At 72.3% G+C, this 19,851-nt stretch carries 15 protein-coding genes; 7 read left to right on the top strand and 8 right to left on the bottom strand.

Going from position 1 to position 19,851, the window contains the following annotated elements; translation table 11 throughout:
- Positions 1-96: 96 nt before the first annotated feature.
- Both ABZV06_RS16050 and glpX read right to left on the bottom strand, forming a co-directional pair.
- A complete protein-coding gene (locus ABZV06_RS16050) occupies positions 97-1,071 on the bottom strand; it encodes a DMT family transporter (protein WP_355239457.1) in 975 nt (324 codons plus the stop codon).
- Entirely contained in the window at positions 1,068-2,099 is a 1,032-nt protein-coding gene (gene glpX, locus ABZV06_RS16045) for a class II fructose-bisphosphatase (RefSeq protein WP_355622068.1), read from the bottom strand. Before glpX ends, ABZV06_RS16050 begins: the two co-directional genes overlap by 4 nt.
- Before the next feature lie 158 nt (positions 2,100-2,257).
- On the opposite strand from glpX, the gene ABZV06_RS16040 reads away from it, so the two are divergent.
- The 3 genes from ABZV06_RS16040 to ABZV06_RS16030 all read left to right on the top strand — a co-directional run bounded on the left by ABZV06_RS16040 (position 2,258) and on the right by ABZV06_RS16030 (position 5,067).
- Entirely contained in the window at positions 2,258-3,052 is a 795-nt protein-coding gene (locus tag ABZV06_RS16040) for a DUF4245 domain-containing protein (protein ID WP_355622065.1), read from the top strand.
- Positions 3,053-3,169: 117 nt separating this feature from the next.
- Entirely contained in the window at positions 3,170-3,982 is an 813-nt protein-coding gene (locus ABZV06_RS16035) for a hypothetical protein (RefSeq protein ID WP_355622062.1), read from the top strand.
- 233 nt (positions 3,983-4,215) lie between these two features.
- Positions 4,216-5,067 (top strand): hypothetical protein, encoded by an 852-nt coding sequence (locus ABZV06_RS16030; RefSeq protein WP_355239469.1) that lies wholly within the window; start codon positions 4,216-4,218, stop codon positions 5,065-5,067.
- A 107-nt stretch (positions 5,068-5,174) separates the two neighbouring features.
- On the opposite strand, the gene ABZV06_RS16025 is transcribed toward ABZV06_RS16030, so the two are convergent.
- Both ABZV06_RS16025 and xseA read right to left on the bottom strand, forming a co-directional pair.
- The gene (locus ABZV06_RS16025) at positions 5,175-5,396 is read right to left on the bottom strand and encodes an exodeoxyribonuclease VII small subunit (protein ID WP_355239472.1); all 222 of its coding nucleotides are present in this window, start codon (positions 5,394-5,396) and stop codon (positions 5,175-5,177) included.
- 30 nt (positions 5,397-5,426) lie between these two features.
- Positions 5,427-6,683, bottom strand: a complete 1,257-nt coding sequence (xseA, locus tag ABZV06_RS16020; RefSeq protein WP_355239475.1) for an exodeoxyribonuclease VII large subunit — start codon at positions 6,681-6,683, stop codon at positions 5,427-5,429.
- A gap of 158 nt (positions 6,684-6,841) precedes the next feature.
- Between xseA and ABZV06_RS16015 the strand changes: the two genes are divergently transcribed.
- On the top strand, positions 6,842-7,816 hold the full coding sequence (locus tag ABZV06_RS16015; protein WP_355622060.1) for a 4-hydroxy-3-methylbut-2-enyl diphosphate reductase: 975 nt from the start codon (positions 6,842-6,844) through the stop codon (positions 7,814-7,816).
- Between the two features lie 58 nt (positions 7,817-7,874).
- Entirely contained in the window at positions 7,875-8,267 is a 393-nt protein-coding gene (locus ABZV06_RS16010; protein WP_355239480.1) for a hypothetical protein, read from the top strand.
- On the opposite strand, the gene ABZV06_RS16005 is transcribed toward ABZV06_RS16010, so the two are convergent.
- The gene (locus ABZV06_RS16005; RefSeq protein ID WP_355622057.1) at positions 8,268-9,422 is read right to left on the bottom strand and encodes a DNA recombination protein RmuC; all 1,155 of its coding nucleotides are present in this window, start codon (positions 9,420-9,422) and stop codon (positions 8,268-8,270) included.
- A 54-nt stretch (positions 9,423-9,476) separates the two neighbouring features.
- Here ABZV06_RS16005 and ABZV06_RS16000 point away from each other — a divergent pair, with 54 nt between their 5' ends.
- Positions 9,477-10,367: a hypothetical protein gene (locus tag ABZV06_RS16000; protein ID WP_355622054.1), complete on the top strand. Its 891-nt coding sequence runs from the start codon at positions 9,477-9,479 to the stop codon at positions 10,365-10,367.
- A 106-nt stretch (positions 10,368-10,473) separates the two neighbouring features.
- Here the strand turns inward: ABZV06_RS16000 and ppc are convergent, their stop codons facing one another.
- The 3 genes from ppc to ABZV06_RS15985 form a co-directional block, all read right to left on the bottom strand.
- Entirely contained in the window at positions 10,474-13,260 is a 2,787-nt protein-coding gene (gene ppc / locus ABZV06_RS15995; protein ID WP_355622051.1) for a phosphoenolpyruvate carboxylase, read from the bottom strand.
- A 128-nt stretch (positions 13,261-13,388) separates the two neighbouring features.
- A complete protein-coding gene (locus tag ABZV06_RS15990) occupies positions 13,389-14,402 on the bottom strand; it encodes a hypothetical protein (protein ID WP_355622048.1) in 1,014 nt (337 codons plus the stop codon).
- Between the two features lie 259 nt (positions 14,403-14,661).
- Entirely contained in the window at positions 14,662-15,597 is a 936-nt protein-coding gene (locus ABZV06_RS15985) for a cyclase family protein (RefSeq protein WP_355622045.1), read from the bottom strand.
- A gap of 606 nt (positions 15,598-16,203) precedes the next feature.
- On the opposite strand from ABZV06_RS15985, the gene mfd reads away from it, so the two are divergent.
- Positions 16,204-19,839, top strand: coding sequence for a transcription-repair coupling factor (mfd, locus tag ABZV06_RS15980; protein WP_355622042.1), 3,636 nt, complete (start codon positions 16,204-16,206; stop codon positions 19,837-19,839).
- Positions 19,840-19,851: the final 12 nt, after the last annotated feature.

The following is a 19,851-nucleotide window of genomic DNA, read 5'->3' as shown; positions in this document are numbered from 1 at the left end:
TGCACTTTCTGTTGCTGAAGTGTGTGCAAATGCGGCTTAGGTCGCGACAGAAACCGCAAGATCGGCGCGGGTCGGGGTGCCCCGGCCTCGGCCCGGTCAGGGTTTGCGGGTCGGTGGTGCCAGGGCGGTGACCAGTACGGCCAGCATCGTGAGCGCGGCCCCGAGCAGGGTGTTCCCCCCCGGGTGTGAGGCTGCTGTGGGCAGCACCAGGTCCAGCAGGACGGCCCCGATCACCTGACCAGCGATGGTGGCCAGGCCGAGCAGCAGCACACCTGTGAAGCGCACGATCGCGGCGGCGATCGCGATGAACACGATGCCGATCGGGCCGCCCAGATAGAGCCACGGCTCGCTCGGCGGGTGACCGGTCGGCCAGCCGCGTACGGCGATGTCGATCGCGAACGCGACCAGCAGCGTGACCGTACCCACGGCGAAGTTGACCAGCGTGGCGGTCAACGCGCTGTCGGCCGCGGCGCGGACCTGGCCGTTGACGGCCTGCTGCCACGCGATGCCCACCCCGGCCAACAGGGGCAGCAGCGCCAGGGCCAACCCTCCGGGGTCGCCAAGCCGGTCACCGACCGCCAGGACGACCGCGAGCACCGTGAGCACCGCGCCGGCCAGGCGCTGGCGGGTGATCGGCTGCCGACCGGTCGGGCCGATGCCGGCGCGGTCGACAACGAGACTGCTGCCGGACTGGCCGGCGACCACCGCCACGGTGAAGACCGCCACCCCCAGCGCACCGATGGTGAGCCCCTGCGTGGCCACCAGGAGCGCGCCGCACATCCCGCCCAGGCACTGCCAGGGACGCAGGGTGCCGGCGGTGAGTGCACGCCGTACCGCGAGCAGCCCTCGTCGTCCGCCGGGGGTGGCCGGTACCAGCACCAGCAGCACCACCAGGCCCAGCCCGAACGAGACCACCGCGGCGGCGAACCCGTCGGCCAGGCGTACGCCCAGTTCGCCGTTGATCCGGGACTGCACCGCCACCGCGACCCCGGCGACCGACGCCAGCGCGACACCGATGATCCGGCGGGGGGCTGGCAGGGTCGGCGGTGTCGCGGTGCCGGTGCCGTTCACTCCTGTTCGGCGAGCGGACGACCGTCGAAGTCGACAGCGGAGTAGAGCGCCAACTTCTCGAGCCGGTGGTACGAGTCGATGACCCGGATGGTGCCGCTCTTCGAGCGCATCACGATCGACTGGGTGTACGCGCCACCGGCCCGGTACCGCACCCCGCGCAGCAGGTCGCCGGAGGTGACGCCGGTCGCCACGAAGAAGCAGTTGTCCCCGGTGACCAGGTCGTCGGTGCCGAGCACCCGGTCCAGGTCGTGCCCTGCGGCGAGCGCCTTCTCCCGCTCCTCGGCGTCGCGCGGCCAGAGCTTGGCCTGCATCGCGCCGCCCATGCACTTGAGCGCACAGGCCGAGATGATGCCCTCCGGTGTGCCGCCGATACCCATGAGCACGTCGACGTCCGACTCGCCACGGGCCGCCAGGATGGAACCGGCGATGTCGCCGTCGGAAATGAACCTGATGCCCGCGCCGGTCCGGCGGATCTGGGCGACCAGGTCGTCGTGGCGGCTGCGGTCCAGTACGCAGACCGTCACCTCGGAGACGTCGGTGCCCTTGACCTTGGCGATCCGGCGTAGGTTCTCGGCCACTCCGGCGTTGATGTCGATCACGTCGGCGTACGCCGGGCCGACGGCGAGCTTCTCCATGTAGAAGACCGCGCTGGGGTCGAACATCGCGCCTCGCTCGGAGACGGCGAGCACCGCGAGGGCGTTCGGCATGCCCTTGCTCATCAGGGTGGTGCCGTCGACGGGATCGACCGCGACGTCCACCTCCGGGCCCGTGCCGTCGCCGACGTGTTCGCCGTTGAAGAGCATCGGGGCGTTGTCCTTCTCGCCCTCGCCGATCACCACGATGCCGCGCATCTGGATCGAGTTGATCAGTTTGCGCATGGCGTCGACGGCGGCTCCGTCGCCGCCCTCCTTGTCGCCCCGACCGACCCAGCGGCCGGCGGCCATCGCCGCGGCCTCGGTGACCCGGACCAGGTCGAGGGCCAGGTTACGGTCGAGATCCTGTGGGATCCGCGTCCTGGTGTTCGTCATGACGGCTGCTCCTCCTCGCGACGGTGCGGGGACAGCCGGCGGCGGAGCGGCACCGCTGCCGGCTTTGTCGCTGATCCTCACACGATGGCCGACCGAGCGACGGTGCGGGGCGGTGATGGGCCGGATACCGCCGGTCGGGCTGCTGCGAAGATGGCAGGGTGGAACCCGCACAGCCTGCCGACCGCGTACCCGCCGACCGCACGCCGCCCGACGGCCAGCCGCCGGCCGACCTCGCGGCTTCCGAGCCCGCCGCGACGGACCCGGCGACGCCGGCCGCCGGCGAGCCGGCCCTCGTCGCCGATGCGCCGACGCCGGACCCGTCGGCGCAGCCTCCGGTGCCGGCTGACCTCGCCGGTGGGCCCGACGACGTGACGGGAACCGGTGAACGTCCCGCGCCGCCGCCCCGGGCCGCTGCGGCGAGGACGGCCAAGGCCGAGCGGTCACCCAAGGCCGAGCGGTCGCCCAAGGACATGGCGATCTCCCTGCTGGTGCTGCTCATCCCGATCGCGCTGCTGCTGGCGTTCTACCGGGGTTTCCTCGGCGGGGACCAGGCCACCACCGTCGACCCGGCTCCGGCCATCGAGCAGGCGCGGTCCGCGAACACCTTCGCGGTGAGCGAGCCGCAGGGGCTCGGGTCCGGCTGGCGTACGGTCAGCGCCCGCTACCAGACCGTCGAGGGCGGCGCGACGCTGCGGATCGGCTACCTCACGCCCGAGGGGCGGGGTGTGCAACTCGTGCAGAGCAGCGTGCCGGCCGAGCGGCTGCTCCCGGCCGAACTGACCGACCAGGGCCAGCCACAGGGCCAGACCGAGCTGGATGGCCGCACCTGGCAGCGGTACACGGCCCGCGGAAACCAGCAGGCGCTGGTCCTGCTCGAGCCGAACCGCGCGGTGCTCGTCATCGGCGACGCACGGGACAACGAGCTGCGGGAACTCGCCGGCGCGCTGCGCTGACGAGTCCACCGTCGACAGGCCCCCACGCCGAGGGGTACATCCGTTACGCTCCCTCGGCTCGGTCCGGTCCGCACGCTGCGACCGGGCCATGTCCATTCCCGGTGAAGTGAGAACCCAGTGAACATTCGACGGTGGAGCTTCGGCTTCCTCGCCGCCGCCCTGCTCGTCCCCGGCCTGGCCGCGTGCAAGTCCGACGCTGCCGAGCCGGCCGCCGCACCCAGCCCGACCGCACCGGCCGTGCCGGCCGACCCGAAGGAGGCGCTGCTCGCCTCCACGAAGGAGGCGGCCAAGGGGGACTTCACCTTCACCCTGGCGGGCGCCGACCTGACCGGCGGCGGCCTGGTGCACAAGCCCAGCAACAGCGCGCAGTTGACCATGAAGCTGGGCGACGCCTCGCAGGACGTGTCGATGGAGATGGACCTCATCTACATCGACTCGGAGAGCTGGGTGAAGTTGGACGTCGGCGGTGCTCTGGGCGCGATGATCCCCGGCGCGGCCAAGAACAAGGGCAAGTACCAGCACCTCGACAAGACCAAGGTCAAGGGCATCAAGGACCTCCAGCTCGACCCGGAGACGCTCGACCCGCTCGACAGCGAGACCCTGGTCAAGGGCCTGACCGAGGTGCAGAAGACCGGCGAGGGCACCTACGCCGGCAAGATCGACATCACCGCCTCCAGCGAGTCGGTCGCCCTCGACGAGGACGTCGTCACGGCGCTGGGCGCGCGGGCCAAGGCGCTGCCGTTCACCGCCAAGCTCGACCCGCAGGGCCGCCTCACCGAGTTGGTCATCTCGGTTCCGGCCGCCGGCGAGACCGCGGCGCACGACATCAAGATCGGGTACGCGGGCTACGGCACCGGCACCGGCGCGCAGAAGCCGTCGGCGGACAAGGTCGTCGAGGCCTCGGCGGAGACGTACGAGCTGTTCAAGTAGGCCGTCTACGGACCGGGGTGGCCACCGGTCACCCCGGTCCGGTGCGTTCGACGCCGGTTGTTCACGAGTAACCGGACAAGAAGGGTGATTGTCCGACCCCTCGACAGGGAACAAGGAGGAAGTGATCCGGGCGTGCCGCTCGGCCCGGATCGCGCGACGTGGCCGAAGGGCTGCCGCGTCGCCCGGTTTCCGGCGCCGACAAGGTCGTCGGGTGACCCCCATGGGAGACACGCATGACTGTTCGACGACTCGGTGCCGGCCTGGTAGCCGCCGCCCTGTTCACGCCCGCCCTGGCCGCCTGCGCCGGCGGTACGACCGGCACCGCCGGGTCGACCGCGTCCCCGACGGTGAGCGCGTCCGGCGCGCCGAGCCAGTCCGGCGGTGCGCCGGTGTCCGGTGACGCCAAGCAGGCCCTGCTCGACTCCACCAAGGAGATCAGCAACGGCAACTTCCGGTTCACCCTCTCCGGCGCCGGGTCCACCGCCGAGGGGCAGGTGCACCAGCCGAGTCAGAGCGCCGCTCTGAAGTTCGCCATCGGTGGTCCCTCCTCCGACCTGGCCATGAAGCTTGACGTGATCCACGCCAAGCCGGACAGCTGGGTGAAGCTGGAACTGACCGGCCCCACGGCCGACAGCCTGCCCGCGATCAAGCAGCTCAACCTCGGCAAGTACCAGCACCTCGACCAGGCCCGCATCAAGGGCAACAAGAACCTCGGCTTCGACTTCGACAAGGTCGACCCGGCCGGCAGCACCGTGCTGACCCAGGGCATCACCGAGGTCCGCAGCACCGGCACCGGCACGTACGCCGGCACCATCGACGTCACCAAGGCCGCCGAGGCGGGCTCGTTGAACGCCGCCACGATCGCCGCGCTCGGCACCCAGGCGAAGACGGTCCCGTTCACCGCGAAGGTCGACCCGCAGGGCCGGCTGAGCGAACTGGTGCTGCAACTCCCGGCCTCCGGCCAGACCACGGCTCAGGAGATCAAGATGACGTACTCCGACTACGGCACCGCCACCGCGGCCCAGAAGCCCCCGGCGGACCAGGTCGTCGAGGCGCCGGCCGAGCTGTACAGCCTGTTCAACTGACCGCCGTACGTCGGTGGGGTGGCTCCCGTCGCCCCACCGACGGTGCCGGTCCCGGCGGCCGTCGTGATGTCGCCGCCGGGCTCGGCGGCGACACCTGCGGCCCGCGATCAGGCTGAGGGGTCCTGGCGGGCGGCGTCGATCCGCTCCCGGGCGCCGTCCAGCCAGCGTTGGCAGATCACCGCCAGCGCCTCGCCGCGCTCCCAGAGCGCCAGCGACTCCTCCAGGGACGTGCCACCGGCTTCCAGCCGCTCGACCACCGAGGCCAGTTCGGCGCGGGCCTGCTCGTAGCTGAGCCGCTCGTCCGGCCCGGCCTTCGTGTCGTCAGTCATCGCGTCCATCTCAGCACACCCCGGTCGACGTCACCGCGTCGCCACGTCCCCGTCGACAGTCGCGGCCAGTTCGCCCTCGGCGAGGCGTACCCGTAGCGGATCGCCCTTGCCCACCTCGGTCGCCGCGCGGACGACGTGCCCGTCGGCGCGTTGCACGATCGCGTACCCCCGGTCCAACGTCGCGGCGGGGGAGAGGGCGCGCAGCCGGGCGAGGGTGTGTCGCAGATCGTCGTCGGCGGCCGCGAGACGGTGGTCCAGGCAGCGGCTGGCGCGTTGACGCAGCGCCGCCAACTCGGTCGCGCGGTGCTCCACCATCACCTGGGGGCGGGCCAGCACGGGCCGGGACCGCAGGCTGTCGAGGCGGTGGGACTCGCGGTCGACCAGGTGGCGGACCGCCCGCTGGAGTCGGTGCCGGGCCTGGCCGATGAGGCGTACCTCCTCGGTGAGGTCGGGAACCACCCGCTTGGCCGCGTCGGTCGGGGTGGAGGCCCGCAGGTCGGCGACGTAGTCGATCAGCGGCGCGTCCGTCTCGTGGCCGATCGCGCTGACCACCGGGGTACGGCAGGCGAAGACGGCCCGACAGAGCGCCTCGTCGGAGAAGGGCAGCAGATCCTCGATGCCCCCACCGCCCCGGGCGATGATGATCACGTCGATGGTCGGGTCCGCGTCCAGGACCTTGAGGGCGTCCACGATCTGCGGTACGGCGGACGGCCCCTGCACGGCGACGTTGACCGTCCGGAACTCCACGGCTGGCCAGCGCCGACGGGCATTGGTCAGCACGTCCCGCTCGGCGGCGGACGCCCGGCCGGTGATCAGCCCGATCCGGCCGGGAAGGAACGGCAGCCGGCGCTTGCGGGCCCGGTCGAACAGGCCCTCGGCGGCGAGCAGTTTCTTGAGCTTCTCCAACCGGGCCAGCAGCTCGCCGAGCCCCACCTGCCGGATCTCGTCGGCCCGCAGGCTCAACGTGCCCCGGGCGGCGTAGAACTCCGGCTTGGCGTGCAGCACCACCCGGGCGCCCTCGCGCAGCTCCGGTGCGCCCGCGTCGAGCACGTCACGGTTGGTGGTGACGGTCAGGCTCAGGTCGGCGGACGGATCACGCAGGGTCAGGAAAACCGTGGTGGCACCGGGACGGCGGCTGATCTGCGCCACCTGCCCGTCCACCCACACCCAGCCCAGCTTGGCGATCCACGCCCCGACCTTCTGCGAGACAACCCGAACCGGCCAAGGTTCCTCCGCGCTGCTCCTACCCTCGCCGCCCCCACCACTGCCCCCACCACCAACACCCACCCGCCCACCCTACGACCACCCCCGCTGACCCCCGTTGATCATGAAGTTATTGCGCTGGCTGGCGGCGTGTCGTGGCAACAACTTCATGATCGACGAGCTGGAGCGGGGCCCAGGTTGTGGACGGTGGTGGGTCGGGGGCGAGCACGTACGATGGGGGAGTGACTGATCTCCGGAGCGGTAAGCGCGTGCTTTTGGCCAAGCCTCGCGGCTACTGCGCGGGTGTGGACCGCGCCGTGCAGACCGTCGAGGAGGCGCTGAAGCTGTACGGCGCCCCGATCTACGTCCGCAAGCAGATCGTGCACAACAAGCATGTCGTGCAGACCCTGGAGGCCCAGGGCGCGATCTTCGTGGAGGAGAACGAGGAGGTGCCGGAGGGCTCGACCGTGATCTTCTCCGCGCACGGCGTGGCACCCGAGGTCTACGAGCAGGCGCGGGAGCGTTCGCTCAAGGCCATCGACGCGACCTGCCCACTGGTCACCAAGGTGCACCAGGAGGCGAAGCGGTTCGCCGCCGACGACTACGACATCCTGCTGATCGGTCACGAGGGGCACGAGGAGGTCATCGGCACCGCCGGTGAGGCACCCGCGCACATCCAGCTCGTGGACGGTCCGGACGGCGTCGACAAGGTGACCGTGCGCGACCCGGAGAAGGTGGTCTGGCTCTCCCAGACCACGCTCTCGGTGGACGAGACCCTGGAGACGGTCGCCCGCCTCAAGCAGCGGCTGCCGCTGCTCCAGTCCCCGCCCAGCGACGACATCTGCTACGCCACGTCCAACCGGCAGCACGTGGTCAAGGAGATCGCCCCGGAGTGCGACGTCGTGATCGTCGTCGGCTCGACGAACTCCTCCAACTCGGTCCGGCTGGTCGAGGTCGCCCTGGATGCCGGAGCACGCGCGGGGCACCTGATCGACTTCGCCCACGAGATCGAGGACGCCTGGCTGGTCGACGCCCGGACGGTCGGCGTGTCCTCCGGCGCGAGTGTCCCGGAGGACCTGGTCCGCGACGTGCTGGCGCACCTGGCCGAGCGCGGCTTCGCCGACGTCGAGGAGATCACCACCGCCAACGAGCGGCTCACCTTCTCGCTCCCGCAGGAGCTCAAGCGGGACATGAAGGCCGCCGCGACTCGCGGCTGACAACGCCCAGCTCCGGCTCGGTGGGAACGCCGCGCCCCTCCCGTACGTCGAAGGCGACATGAGGACACTTCGGTTTGTCGTACCCGCTCTGGTCATCTGCGCGGCGCTGAGCGCCTGCGGTGGGACTGACGGCTCCGCCACCCCCGGCGCGCCCGCGGAGACGACCGGGCAGCCCGCCTCCGCCTCGCCGAGCAGTCCCGCCCCGCCGATCAAGTCGCCGGGCGGGCCCAGCGTCCCGCCGCCGATCGGCGCCACCGAAATCACCGGCACGATCACCGCCGGGGTGGAGCCGAACTGCGTGCTCCTCGACGAGTACCTGCTGGTGGGCGGCCCCCGCGACGTGCTGACCCCCGGTGCCCGGGTCACCGTCACCGGTCGGGTGGAGAAGGGCACGATGACCACCTGCCAGCAGGGCATCCCGTTCCTCGTGGAGGATGCCAACCGCCGCTAGTCAGTGGCCCGCGCCGGCGTCGTCGAGCAGTTCCGGTGCCTGCGGCTGGCGCGGGGTCAGCTCGACCTGGGCGGGGGCCGCCAGCTCCTCGTCCGAGACGCCCAACTCGGCGAGCTTGCGCGCGCTGACCAGCACCCGCGCCTCCAACGACCCGACCGCCCGGTTGTAGGCGGTCACCGCGCCGGCCAGCGACGACCCGAGCTTGCTCACGTGGTCGCCGAGGGTGGAGAGCCGGCCGTACAGCTCCCGGGCGAGGGTGTGCACCGCCAGCGCGTTACGGGCCAGCGCCTCCTGCCGCCACGAGTAGGCGACCGTGCGCAGCAGCGCGACCAGGGTGGCCGGTGTGGCCAGCACCACGTTGCGGGCGAACGCGTGCTCCAGCAGCGTCGGGTCGCGTTGGAGCGCGACGTCGAGGAACGGGTCGGCCGGGACGAACAGCACCACGAACTCGGGCGAGCTGTCGAACGCCGACCAGTACGACTTGGCGGCCAGGGCGTCGACGTGCCCCCGCAGGTGCCGGGCGTGCGCATCGAGGTAGGTGTCCCGGCCACGCTCGTCGCGGGCCTCCATGGCGGTGAGGTACGCGTCGAAGGGCGCCTTCGCGTCCACCACCACCGACCGGCCGCCGTGCAGGCGTACCACCAGATCCGGGCGGACGACCTGCTCGTCGGTGGCGGCGGTCACCTGTTCGGAGAAGTCGCAGTGCTCCAGCATCCCGGCGGCCTCGACGATGCGGCGCAGTTGGTGTTCGCCCCAGCGACCCCGCACCTGCGGGGCGCGCAGCGCGGCCACCAGATGCTTGGTCTCGGTGCGCAGCTCACCGGAGACCGCGTTCATCGAGCGGACCTGCTCGCGCAGCTCGGCGTACGCGTCGACGCGGTCGTGTTCCAGCTCGGCCACCCGCTGCTCGTAACGGCGCAGGCTGTCGTGCAGTGGCGCCACGGCACGGGCCACCGCCTCCTGCGACTGGGCCGTGGCCTCGTAGCTCAACGCCCGCATGGACTGCTCGAGCCGCCCCTCGCCCTCGCGGGTCGCGGTCAGGGTGGCGTCCAGTCGGGCGATGTCGGCCGCCGACCGGGACCGGGCCGCGAGCCAGCCCACCGCCCCGCCGGCACCGAGGCAGACGACCACCACCAGCAACGTCGAGACGTCCATCACCGGAGCTTGCCAGACGGGTACGACGTGACACCCGGGGGTACGTTCGTTGACATGGAAGCTGTGCTGTGCCTCGCGGTCATCCTCGCCGGCGTGGTGGGTGCCGCCGTGCTCGCCTACTCCCGGGCCAAGGCCCAGCGGAGCGCCGCGCTCGGTGACGCCCGCGCCGACGCCCAACGGTGGTACGAGCGCCTCGGCGGCCAGTTGATGACCCTGCACGGCGAGGAGCCCGCCGTCCGGCAGGCGCTGGCCGACGCGGGGGAGCGCTACAACGCGGCCGGTTCCCAGTTGGAGCAGGCGCGTACGCCGCACCAGTTCGCGCTCGCCCGGGAGACCGCGCTGGAGGGGTTGGCGTACATCCGGGCGGCGCGGACCGCGCTGGGCATCGACCCCGGCCCCGAGTTGCCGGCGCTCGCCGCCGCGCGGGGCGTCGGGCAGCTCACCAAGGAGCGCGAGGTCGACGTGCAGGGCCAGACCTTCCGGGCGGGCCCGCAGCCGGGTCGGGAGACGCCCTACTACTACCCGGGTGGGCGGTACCAGGGCCGGCCAGTGCCGGCCGGTTGGTACTCGACGCCGTGGTGGAAGACCGCGCTCGGCGCGGGCGCCGGTGTGCTCGGCGGCATGCTGATCGCCGACGCGCTGTTCTCGCCGGCCTTCGCCGATCCCGGGTACGGCTATGACCAGGGCTACCAGGAGGGCTTCGGCGACGGTGCCGACTACACCGACGACCAGGGTGCCGACGCCGGCGACCAGGGCGGCGACTACGGCGACCAGGGCGGCGACTACGGCGACCAGGGCGGCGACTTCGGTGGCGGCGACCAGGCGGGTGACTTCGGCGGCGGCGGTGACTATGCCGGCGGCGACTTCGGCGGCGGGGGTTTCGGTGGCGGTGACTTCGGCGGCGGCGACTTCGGTGGTGGCGATTTCGGCGGCGGCGACTGGTGACGACACGACGGCCGGGCACCCGCTCGTAACGGGCGCACACCGCTGACCACCATTGCGAAAACGGGCCCCGGTCGACTCGACCGGGGCCCGTTGCCGTGCTGTCTGGTCAGCCGGTGTTGCGCATGCCGGCGGCGATGCCGTTCACGGTGGTGAGCAGCGCCCGCTCCAGAGCGGTGCCGTCGCTGGGAGCGCGTCGCCCACCCGGTGCGGTGGCGACCGCCCGGCCCGCCGCCCCGGACTCCCGGTACTGGCGCAGCAGCGCCACCTGGAGGTGGTGCAGCGGCTCCAGGTAGGTGTCGCGCACGGCCAGGGTGCGCTGGAGCACCGGAGAGTTCTCCAGCAGGGCCGGCGAGGCGGTCACCGCCAGCACCTCACGTTTGGTCAGCTCGTACTCCTGCTCGATCTGCTCGAAGATCGGGTGCAGCTTCTTCGGCACGAGGGTCTCGACGTACCGGCGGGCGATGCTGAGGTCGGTCTTGGTCAGCATCATCTCGACGTTCGACAGGAACGTGCGGAAGAAGTGCCAGTTGCGGTGCATCTCGGCCAGCACGTCCGCCAACCCGGCCTCGCGGGCGGCGGCCAGGCCGGAGCCGACGCCGAACCAGCCCGGCACGATCTGCCGGGTCTGCGTCCAGCCGAACACCCACGGGATGGCCCGCAGCCCGGACAGCCCGGCGCCGGTGTTCGGGCGCTTCGCCGGACGCGAGCCGATGTTGAGCGCGCCGAGCAGCTCGGTGGGCGTGGACGCCCAGAAGTACGCCGGCAGGTCCGGGTCCTCGACGAGCGACCGGTACGACCGGAACGCCGACTCGGACACCACGTCCATCGTCGCGTCCCAGCGCTCCAACATCTCGGCCGGCTGCCGGGGTGCGGTGTGCAGAAGCGTCGCCTGGAGCACCGCGGCGAGGGTGAGCTCCAGGTTCTCCCGGGCCAGTGAGGGCAGGGTGTACTTGTCGGAGATCACCTCACCCTGCTCGGTCACCTTGATCGCGCCGTCCATGGTGCCGTACGGCTGCGCCAGGATCGCCTCGTGCGTCGGGCCGCCGCCGCGCCCGACCGTGCCGCCCCGGCCGTGGAAGAGCCGCAGGTGTACGCCGTGCCGGGCGGCCACGTCACGCAACGCGCGCTGCGCCCGGTGGATCGACCACTGGCTGGTGGTGATCCCGGCCTCCTTGTTGGAGTCGGAGTAGCCGAGCATGACCTCCTGCACGTCGCCGCGGGCCGCGACCAGCGCCCGGTACGCGGGCAGCGACAGCAGCTCGTCGAGGATCTCGCCGCCGGCGTTCAGCTCGCCCGGGGTCTCCAGGAGCGGCACGAAACCGATGCGGGCCCGGCCGCTGTGCACGTCGACCAGCCCGGCCTCGCGGGCGAGCACCACGGCGGCGAGGACGTCGTCGACGCCCAGGGTCATCGAGATGATGTACGACTCGATGACCTCGCCGCCGAACCGGTCCTGCGCCTCCCGGATCGTGCTGAACACGTCGAACGTCTTGCGGGACAGCTCGGAGAGCGGGGTGTCCGCGGTGGACAGCGGCCGGCGGCCGGTCAGCTCGTCGGCGAGCAGCTTGGTGCGTTCCAGCCGGCTCAACGACGGGTAGTCGGACACCTCGCCGACCGCCTCGTAGAGCTGGGCGAGGACGGCGTGGTGCGCCTCGGCGTGCTCCCGGACGTCCAGGGTCGCCAGGTGCAGGCCGAACGCGGACATCGTCCGGATGGTGGAGGCCAGCCGGCCGACGGCCGTGAGCTGCCCCGAGTTACGGGCCAGCGACGCGCGCAGCAGGTCCAGGTCGGCGATCAGCTCGGCGGAACCGCGGTAGTCCCGACCCGGGACGTGGGCGGTGCCCTGGCGCAGCCGCTGGCGGGTATTGGCGAGCTTCGCCTTCACACAGCGCGCCTTGAGCCGGTAGGGCTCCTCGGCGTTGACCCGACGGAACCGGGGCGCCACCTCGGGCAGCGCGTCGAGGTCGGCGGCGAGGCTGGCGGAGAGGTCCAGGGACACCCCACGCAGCCGGCGCGAGACCGAGACCTCGTTGATCAGGTGGTCCATCGCCTTCTCGGTGGCGGCGATGCCGTGCTCGTGCTGGATGGTCAGCACCTCGCGGGTGACCGCCGGGGTGACGAACGGGTTGCCGTCCCGGTCGCCGCCGATCCAGGTGCCGAAACTCAGCGGGCGGGCCGTCGGCGACGTCTCCACGCCGAGGGCGCGCAGCGTGTCGGCCAGGTCGTCGAGCACCTGCGGGGCGGCCTCGGCGTACAGGTCGCGCAGGTAGTAGATGGCGTTACGCGCCTCGTCGGTCGGATCCGGCCGGTCCAGTCGCAGCTCGTCGGTCTGCCACATGAGGTCCAGCAACTCGGCCAGCCGGCGGTTGGCCGGGCCCTCGTCGCTCGCGCCGTAGAGGATCGCGTTGGCGGTCTCGGTGTCCAGTTCGTCGGCGATGGCCCGCAGCTTCGACAGGATCGAGCGGCGAGCGGCCTCGGTCGGGTGGGCGGTGAAGACCGGCCGGACCGCCAGCCGGCGAGCGGCGGCGGCAATCTCCTCGGCCGGTACGCCGCGTTCGGCGATCATCTTGGCCGCCTGGTCCAGCCAGCCGCCCTGCACGGCGCGGCGACGGCGCAGATCCCGGGCGCGGTGCACCTGCTCGGTGATGTTGGCCAGGTGGAAGTAGGTGGAGAAGGCGCGAGCCAGCTTGGTGCCGGTCGTCACATCGAGCCCGCCGAGCCGCTGGGCGGCGGCCGGGACGTCGGTGCGTACCTGGGCGCGGATCTCCTCGACGAGGTCGAGCAGTGGGCGACCCTCCTGGCGGGCCAGGGTCTGGCCGAGGAGGGTGCCGAGCCGGCGGATGTCAGCGCGCAGCGCGGCGTCCGGGCCGTCGTGGTCGTGCTGGTCGGTCACGATGCGCTCCTTACGTGAGTACGAAGGACAGCGCTGTCCGACTCCCTGGATGGTATCCGCGTCTGGCCGTTCCGCAGGAGGGGCTCTCCACATGCCGCGCCGTGAGACGGAACACCCCGGAGATCACCTCAGGGTCTTGCGCGGGCGGTTGCCCGACCTCCCCGCACCACTGTCGCGGCGAGCAGGGCCACCAGGGCGAGCACCGCCCACAGCACCAGTCCGGTCAGCGGCCAGCCGATCGAGCGCCGGTCGAAGTACACCGCCGACTTGATCAGGTCGGTGGCCAGGCCGGGCACGTTCCACCGGTGCATGCCGCGCAGCCAGGTGGGCAGGAACTCCGGTGCGTAGATGCCGCCGGAGCCGGGATTGCCGAGCACCACCAGCAGCAGGATGACCAGTCCGGTGCCGAGCACGCCCAACCATCCCTGTACGGCGGCGGCCACCATCGCGGCGGCGAAGGCGGCCAGCATGCCGGTGCCGGCGACGGCCGGCAGGTCGTGGTGCCAGACGTCCAGCACCGGGCCGACGATCACCGCGCCGGCGATGCCGAGCACCACGCTGTAGACGGCGAGCGCCCCGATCCGCAGGCCCGCGCGACGCAGGGTGCGCGGGGTGGTGCCGACCGAGATGCCGAGCGCGGTCGAGGCCAGGTACCCGCCGAGGACGTACCCGATCGCCAGGTAGAACGGAACCAGACCACGGGGATCGGTGTCGGCGACCGGCACGTCGTCGGTCACCCGCAGTGGCAGGCGGGCCTGCTCGGCGGCGGTGGTGAGCACCTGGATGACCACGTCGGTGGCGGCCGGCGCGCTGGCGCTGGCGGTGGTCAGGACGAGGCCGCCGTCGGGGGTGGAGCCGAGCACCCCGTACACCGCGCGGCTCGTCAGGGCATCCTCGGCGGCGCCCGGGTCGGCGTACTCGATGGCTTTGATCTTGTCGGTCCGATCGCGGACGGCGGCCAGGACCGTGCGTGCGGCCTGGTCGCCGGTCGCCACGCCGACCGGCACGTCGCGGGGGTGGGGCTGGTGCAGCGCGCCGACATACGCGGCGATGAACGCGACGGCCAGCGCGAGGGTGCCGAGCAGCAGGCCGATCGTACGGGGGAGCTGGTCGCGTACCCGGACCTCCGGCGCCTCGTCCACCAGTCCAGCCTAGGGCGCTGTTTGCCCTGAATGCGGCGTTTCCACCGGCGGTCGTCCGACCCTGGCCACCGCCCGACCGGCTTCCTCAAGACCTGTTCAAGCCCGCGCCGCGACGATGGTTCACGTCGGTGCGGTTGCCGCCCCACCGGAGGCGGCCGGACCGGAGCACGCGGGCCTGTTCGGGGAGGCCCGAAGCCCCGGTGAGGACCCGTGCCCGTGGGGGTGCCGTACGACCCGCGTACGGCACCCCCATCGCCCGTCAGGCCGCCGCGCCCTCCACGACGGCGAAGGCGCGGACCGGGAAGGTACCCATACCGGCCACCATCGGCGGGGCCGCGGTGAACCGGAACCCGGTCGGCGGCAGCGCGTCGAGGCCGGTCAGATGCTCCACCACCGGGATGCCGGCGGCGAGCAGGATGCTGTGCGCAGGGCGTACGCCCGCCGACGCCGGGCCCATGTCGTCGATGTTGATCGAGTCGATGCCGACCAGGGCCGCCCCGGCGTCGACAAGCGCCTGGGCGCCGTCCTCGCTCAGGTACGGCGCCTCCGGAGCGCCGTACCGCGCGGTGCCGAAGTGCGCGTCCCACCCGCTGTGCAGCAGTACCGCGCGCCCGGCCACCTCGTACGGCGCCAGCATCAGCCGATCCACGGCCCGGGTGTCGGCCGGCACCCGCACCACCACCCCGGGCAGGTCGGCGAGGCGGTCCAGCGACACCCCGGTCAGATCCTCCCGGCCCGCCCAGCGGTGCGCGGGGGTGTCCACGTACGTGCCGGTGTTGGCGATCATGTCGATCCGGGCCACGTGGAACTCGGTGCCCGGCGCGTACCGCTCCCGGGACGCCGCGTACGTCAGCCAGTCGGTGATCCGCGGCCCCGGCCACCCGGGCAGGGTGCCCATGCCGTCGCTGATCACATGGCTCAACTCGACCAGCCGACGACCGCCGCCGGCCGTGGCGACGGCGCGACCGCCCTTGTGCGGCTCTCGGATCATCGTCTTGGCGCTGATCCGGACCTCGGCGACCATGAGCAGCCCGAGGTGCCGGACGAAGAGCGCGGCGAGGTCGTCGTCGGTGATCTCCTGCCCCGGGACGTCCAGCCGGAACCCCTCGGTGCGCAGGCCGCCTCCGTTGGCGAAGCTCACCTGCGCGTCAAACTGCGCCCGCCACTGCTCACCCATCCCCGCCTGCTCACCCATCCCGCACTCGACCACGGCTCCCCGCCCTGGTCAAGATCCGTGCGCTGGGCTTCCCATGATCGCGCTCGATCCAGGATGTAGTGGCCTCGCGGCGTCGACAAGCCACTAGATCCTGGATCAAGCGCGATCATGGCGGGATCGGGCAGTACCGCGCGCGGCCGTGCGACGCGGGTGGGGACGCGCGACCCCGCCTCCTGCTGTCCCGGCCCGCCTCGTCCCGGCCCGCCTCGTCCCGGCCCGTCCCGCCTCGTCCCGTCCCGCCTCGTCCCGTCCCGCCTCGTCCCCGCCCGTCCCGCCTCGTCCCGGCCCGGCCCGGCCCGGCCAAGATCCGCGCAACAACAGGGAAGTTGCTGCCTCAGCCGCGCCGGAGACAGCAATTTCCGTGAAGTTGTGCGGATCTTGGCGGCGCGGGGCGCGCGGGGGTGCGGGGCGCGCGGGGGTGCGGGGCGCGCGGGGGTGCGGGGCGCGCGGGGGTGCGGGGCGCGCGGGACCTGGGCGGAACGGGGTGGGTGTCGGTGGACGGGGATAGGCTTGACGGCGTGCACCCCCCGTCCGGCTGGACGAGGGGCCGCGCTCGTGTGCGTCCACTCCCCTGGAAGGTTTCCCTTGCTCACCGGTCTGTTCTCCGCCGCCCTGGCCGATCCCGGGCTGGCCCGGGCGCGTGACCTGGCGCGCTCCGGTGCTGCCCAGGTCGACGGCCTCGACATCACCGCTCCTGCCGCGCTGCGCCCGTTCGCTGTGGCGGCTGTCGCTGCCGACACCGAGGGCGCCGGGCGACCGGTACTGGCCGTGACCGCCACCTCCCGTGAGGCCGACGACCTGGCCGCCGCGCTGGGTGGGCTGCTGCCTCCGGAGCAGGTGGTGGTCTTCCCCTCCTGGGAGACGTTGCCGCACGAGCGGCTGTCCCCACGCTCGGACACGGTAGGTCGACGGCTGGCTGTCCTGCGCCGCCTCGCGCACCCCGGGTCGGCCGACGCGCACGGCCGGACCGGGCCGCTGCGGGTGGTGGTCGCCCCGGTCCGGTCGCTGCTGCAACCGCAGCTCAAGGGTCTGGGTGACCTGGAGCCGGTGCAGCTCGCCGCCGGCGAGGAGGCGGACCTGGAGGAGGTCGCCCGCCGGCTCACCGACATGGCGTACGCCCGGGTCGACCTGGTCACCAAGCGCGGCGAGTTCGCGGTGCGCGGCGGCATCCTGGACGTCTTCCCGCCCACCGACGAGCACCCGTCCCGGGTCGAGTTCTGGGGCGACGAGGTGGAGGAGATCCGCACCTTCGCCGTCGCCGACCAGCGCACCATCGAGCAGGTGCCGCTGCTGTGGGCGCCGCCCTGCCGCGAGCTGCTACTCACCCCCGAGGTCCGTGAGCGGGCCGCCGCGCTCGCCGAGCAGCACCCCGAGTTGGCCGAGATCCTGGACAAGCTGGCCGAGGGCATCCCGGTGGAGGGGATGGAGTCGCTGGCCCCGGTGCTGGTCGGCCCCGACTCGCTGGAGTTGCTGCTGGACGCGATGCCGGCCGGCACCCACGTGCTGCTCTGCGACCCGGAGCGCATCCGCACCCGGGCGCACGATCTGGTGCGTACCTCTGAGGAATTTTTGCAGGCCAGCTGGGCCGCCGCCGCCGTGGGCGGCCAAGCCCCGGTGGACGTCGGCGCCGCCGCCTTCCGCACCCTTGCCGAGGTACGCGCCACCGCCGGCGCGCTCGGCCAGCCCTGGTGGACGCTGTCCCCCTTCGGTCTCGTCGAGGCCGAGACGACCGGGACGGCCGCGCGGCAGCCCTGGGAGGACGCGCCCGAGCAGGCCAGCGTCACCCCGGACGACGCCATCGCGGTGACTCTCTCCGCCCAGCCGGCCCCGCTCTACCACGGTGAGACCGCGCGGGTGGTCGACGACCTCAAGCGTTGGGCCGGCGAGGGCTGGTCGATCGCGCTGGTCTTCGAGGGGCACGGCCCTGCCCAGCGGGCGGTGGAGGTGCTGCGCGACGCCGGGCTGGGCGCCCGGCTCACCGAGGAGGTGCCGACCGCGCCCACCCCCGGCGAGCTGGTGGTCACCTGTGGTGCGCTCAGCGCCGGCTTCGTCGACGAGGCGTCCCGTTTCGTGCTGCTGACCGGCAACGACGTCACCGGTGGCCGGGGCACCTCGACGCGGGACATGCGCAAGATGCCGAGCCGCCGACGCAACACCATCGACCCGTTGGAGCTCAAGGCCGGCGACTTCGTGGTGCACGAGCAGCACGGCATCGGCCGGTACGTCGAGCTGGTGCAGCGCACCGTCAACGGCGCCAGCAGGGAATACCTGGTCATCGAGTACGCGGCCAGCAAGCGCGGCCAGCCCGGCGACCGGCTGTTCGTGCCGACCGACCAGCTCGACCAGCTCTCCCGTTATGTCGGCGGTGAGCAGCCGACCCTGCACAAGATGGGCGGCTCGGACTGGCAGAAGTCCAAGGCTCGGGCGCGCAAGGCGGTCCGGGAGATCGCCGCGCAGCTCATCCAGCTCTACGCAGCGCGCAAGGCGTCCAAGGGCCACTCGTTCGGCCCGGACACCCCGTGGCAGCGGGAGTTGGAGGACGCCTTCCCGTGGCAGGAGACGCCCGACCAGCTCGCCGCGATCGACGAGGTCAAGCGGGACATGGAGCAGACCGTCCCGATGGACCGGCTGATCTGTGGCGACGTCGGCTACGGCAAGACGGAGATCGCGGTCCGGGCGGCGTTCAAGGCGGTGCAGGACGGCAAGCAGGTGGCGGTGCTCGTGCCGACGACCCTGCTGGTGCAGCAGCACTACAACACGTTCGCCGAGCGGATGAGCCAGTTCCCGGTGCAGATCCGGCAGCTCTCCCGCTTCCAGACTCCCAAGGAGACCGAGCGGACGTTGGAGATGGTCGCCGACGGCACCGTCGACATCGTCATCGGCACGCACCGGCTCCTGCAGACGGCGACCCGGTTCAAGCAGTTGGGTCTGGTCATCGTCGACGAGGAGCAGCGCTTCGGTGTCGAGCACAAGGAGCACCTGAAGACGCTGCGCGCGTCGGTGGACGTGCTGAGCATGTCGGCCACCCCGATCCCGCGCACCCTGGAGATGGCCATCACCGGCATCCGGGAGATGTCCACCATCGCCACCCCGCCGGAGGAGCGGCACCCGGTGCTCACCTTCGTGGGCGCGCAGGACGACCGGCAGGTCGCCGCCTCCATCCACCGCGAGCTGCTGCGCGACGGGCAGGTCTTCTACCTGCACAACCGGGTCGAGTCGATCGACCGGGCCGCGCGGCGGCTGCGCGAGCTGGTGCCCGAGGCGCGGGTCGCCGTGGCACATGGCCAGATGGGCGAGGAGGCCCTGGAGAAGGTCATGGTCGGCTTCTGGGAGAAGGAGTTCGACGTCCTGGTCTGCACGACCATCGTGGAGTCCGGCATCGACATCCCGAACGCCAACACCCTGATCGTCGAGCGGGCCGACCTGCTCGGCCTGGCCCAGCTGCACCAGATCCGTGGTCGGGTCGGCCGGGGCCGCGAGCGGGCGTACGCGTACTTCCTCTACCCGCCGGAGAAGCCGCTCACCGAGCACGCACACGAGCGGCTGGCGACCATCGCCCAGCACACCGAGCTGGGCGCGGGCATGTACGTCGCGATGAAGGACCTGGAGATCCGCGGCGCGGGCAACCTGCTCGGCGGCGAGCAGTCCGGCCACATCGAGGGCGTGGGCTTCGACCTGTACGTGCGCATGGTCGGCGAGGCTGTCTCCGCGTTCAAGGGTGAGCGTCCGGAGGAGGAGGCCGACGTCAAGATCGACCTGCCGATCGACGCGCACCTGCCGCACGACTACGTGAGCGTGGAGCGGCTGCGTCTGGAGATGTACCGCAAGCTCGCCGAGGCGCGCGACGAGGCCCGTCTGGGGGAGGTCGTCGCCGAGATGACCGACCGGTACGGCGAGCCGCCCGCCCCGGTGCAGAACCTGGTGGCGGTGGCGCGGTTCCGCCTGCTGGCCCGCCGGTACGGCCTCAGTGACGTGTCCATGCAGGGCAAGCACGTGCGGTTCGGGCCGCTGCCGCTGCCGGACTCGAAGCAGTTGCGGCTCAAGCGCTACCACCCGGACGCCGTCTACAAGCAGGCCAACGACCAGGTCAGCGTGCCCCGGCCGAGCACCCGCCGGATCGGTGGCGAACCGCTGCGCGACCAGGCGCTGCTCGAATGGTGCGCGCAACTGCTCTCCGACGTGCTGGGCGCCCCCGCCCCGCTGGCGGCCGCGACCGCCTGACGTGGCACGCCG

The sequence above is a fragment of the Micromonospora sp. NPDC005172 genome (assembly GCF_040608555.1).
Lineage (GTDB): Bacteria > Actinomycetota > Actinomycetes > Mycobacteriales > Micromonosporaceae > Micromonospora.
Note: the sequence above shows the minus strand (reverse complement) of the source record. Positions and strands in the feature narration are given on the sequence as shown.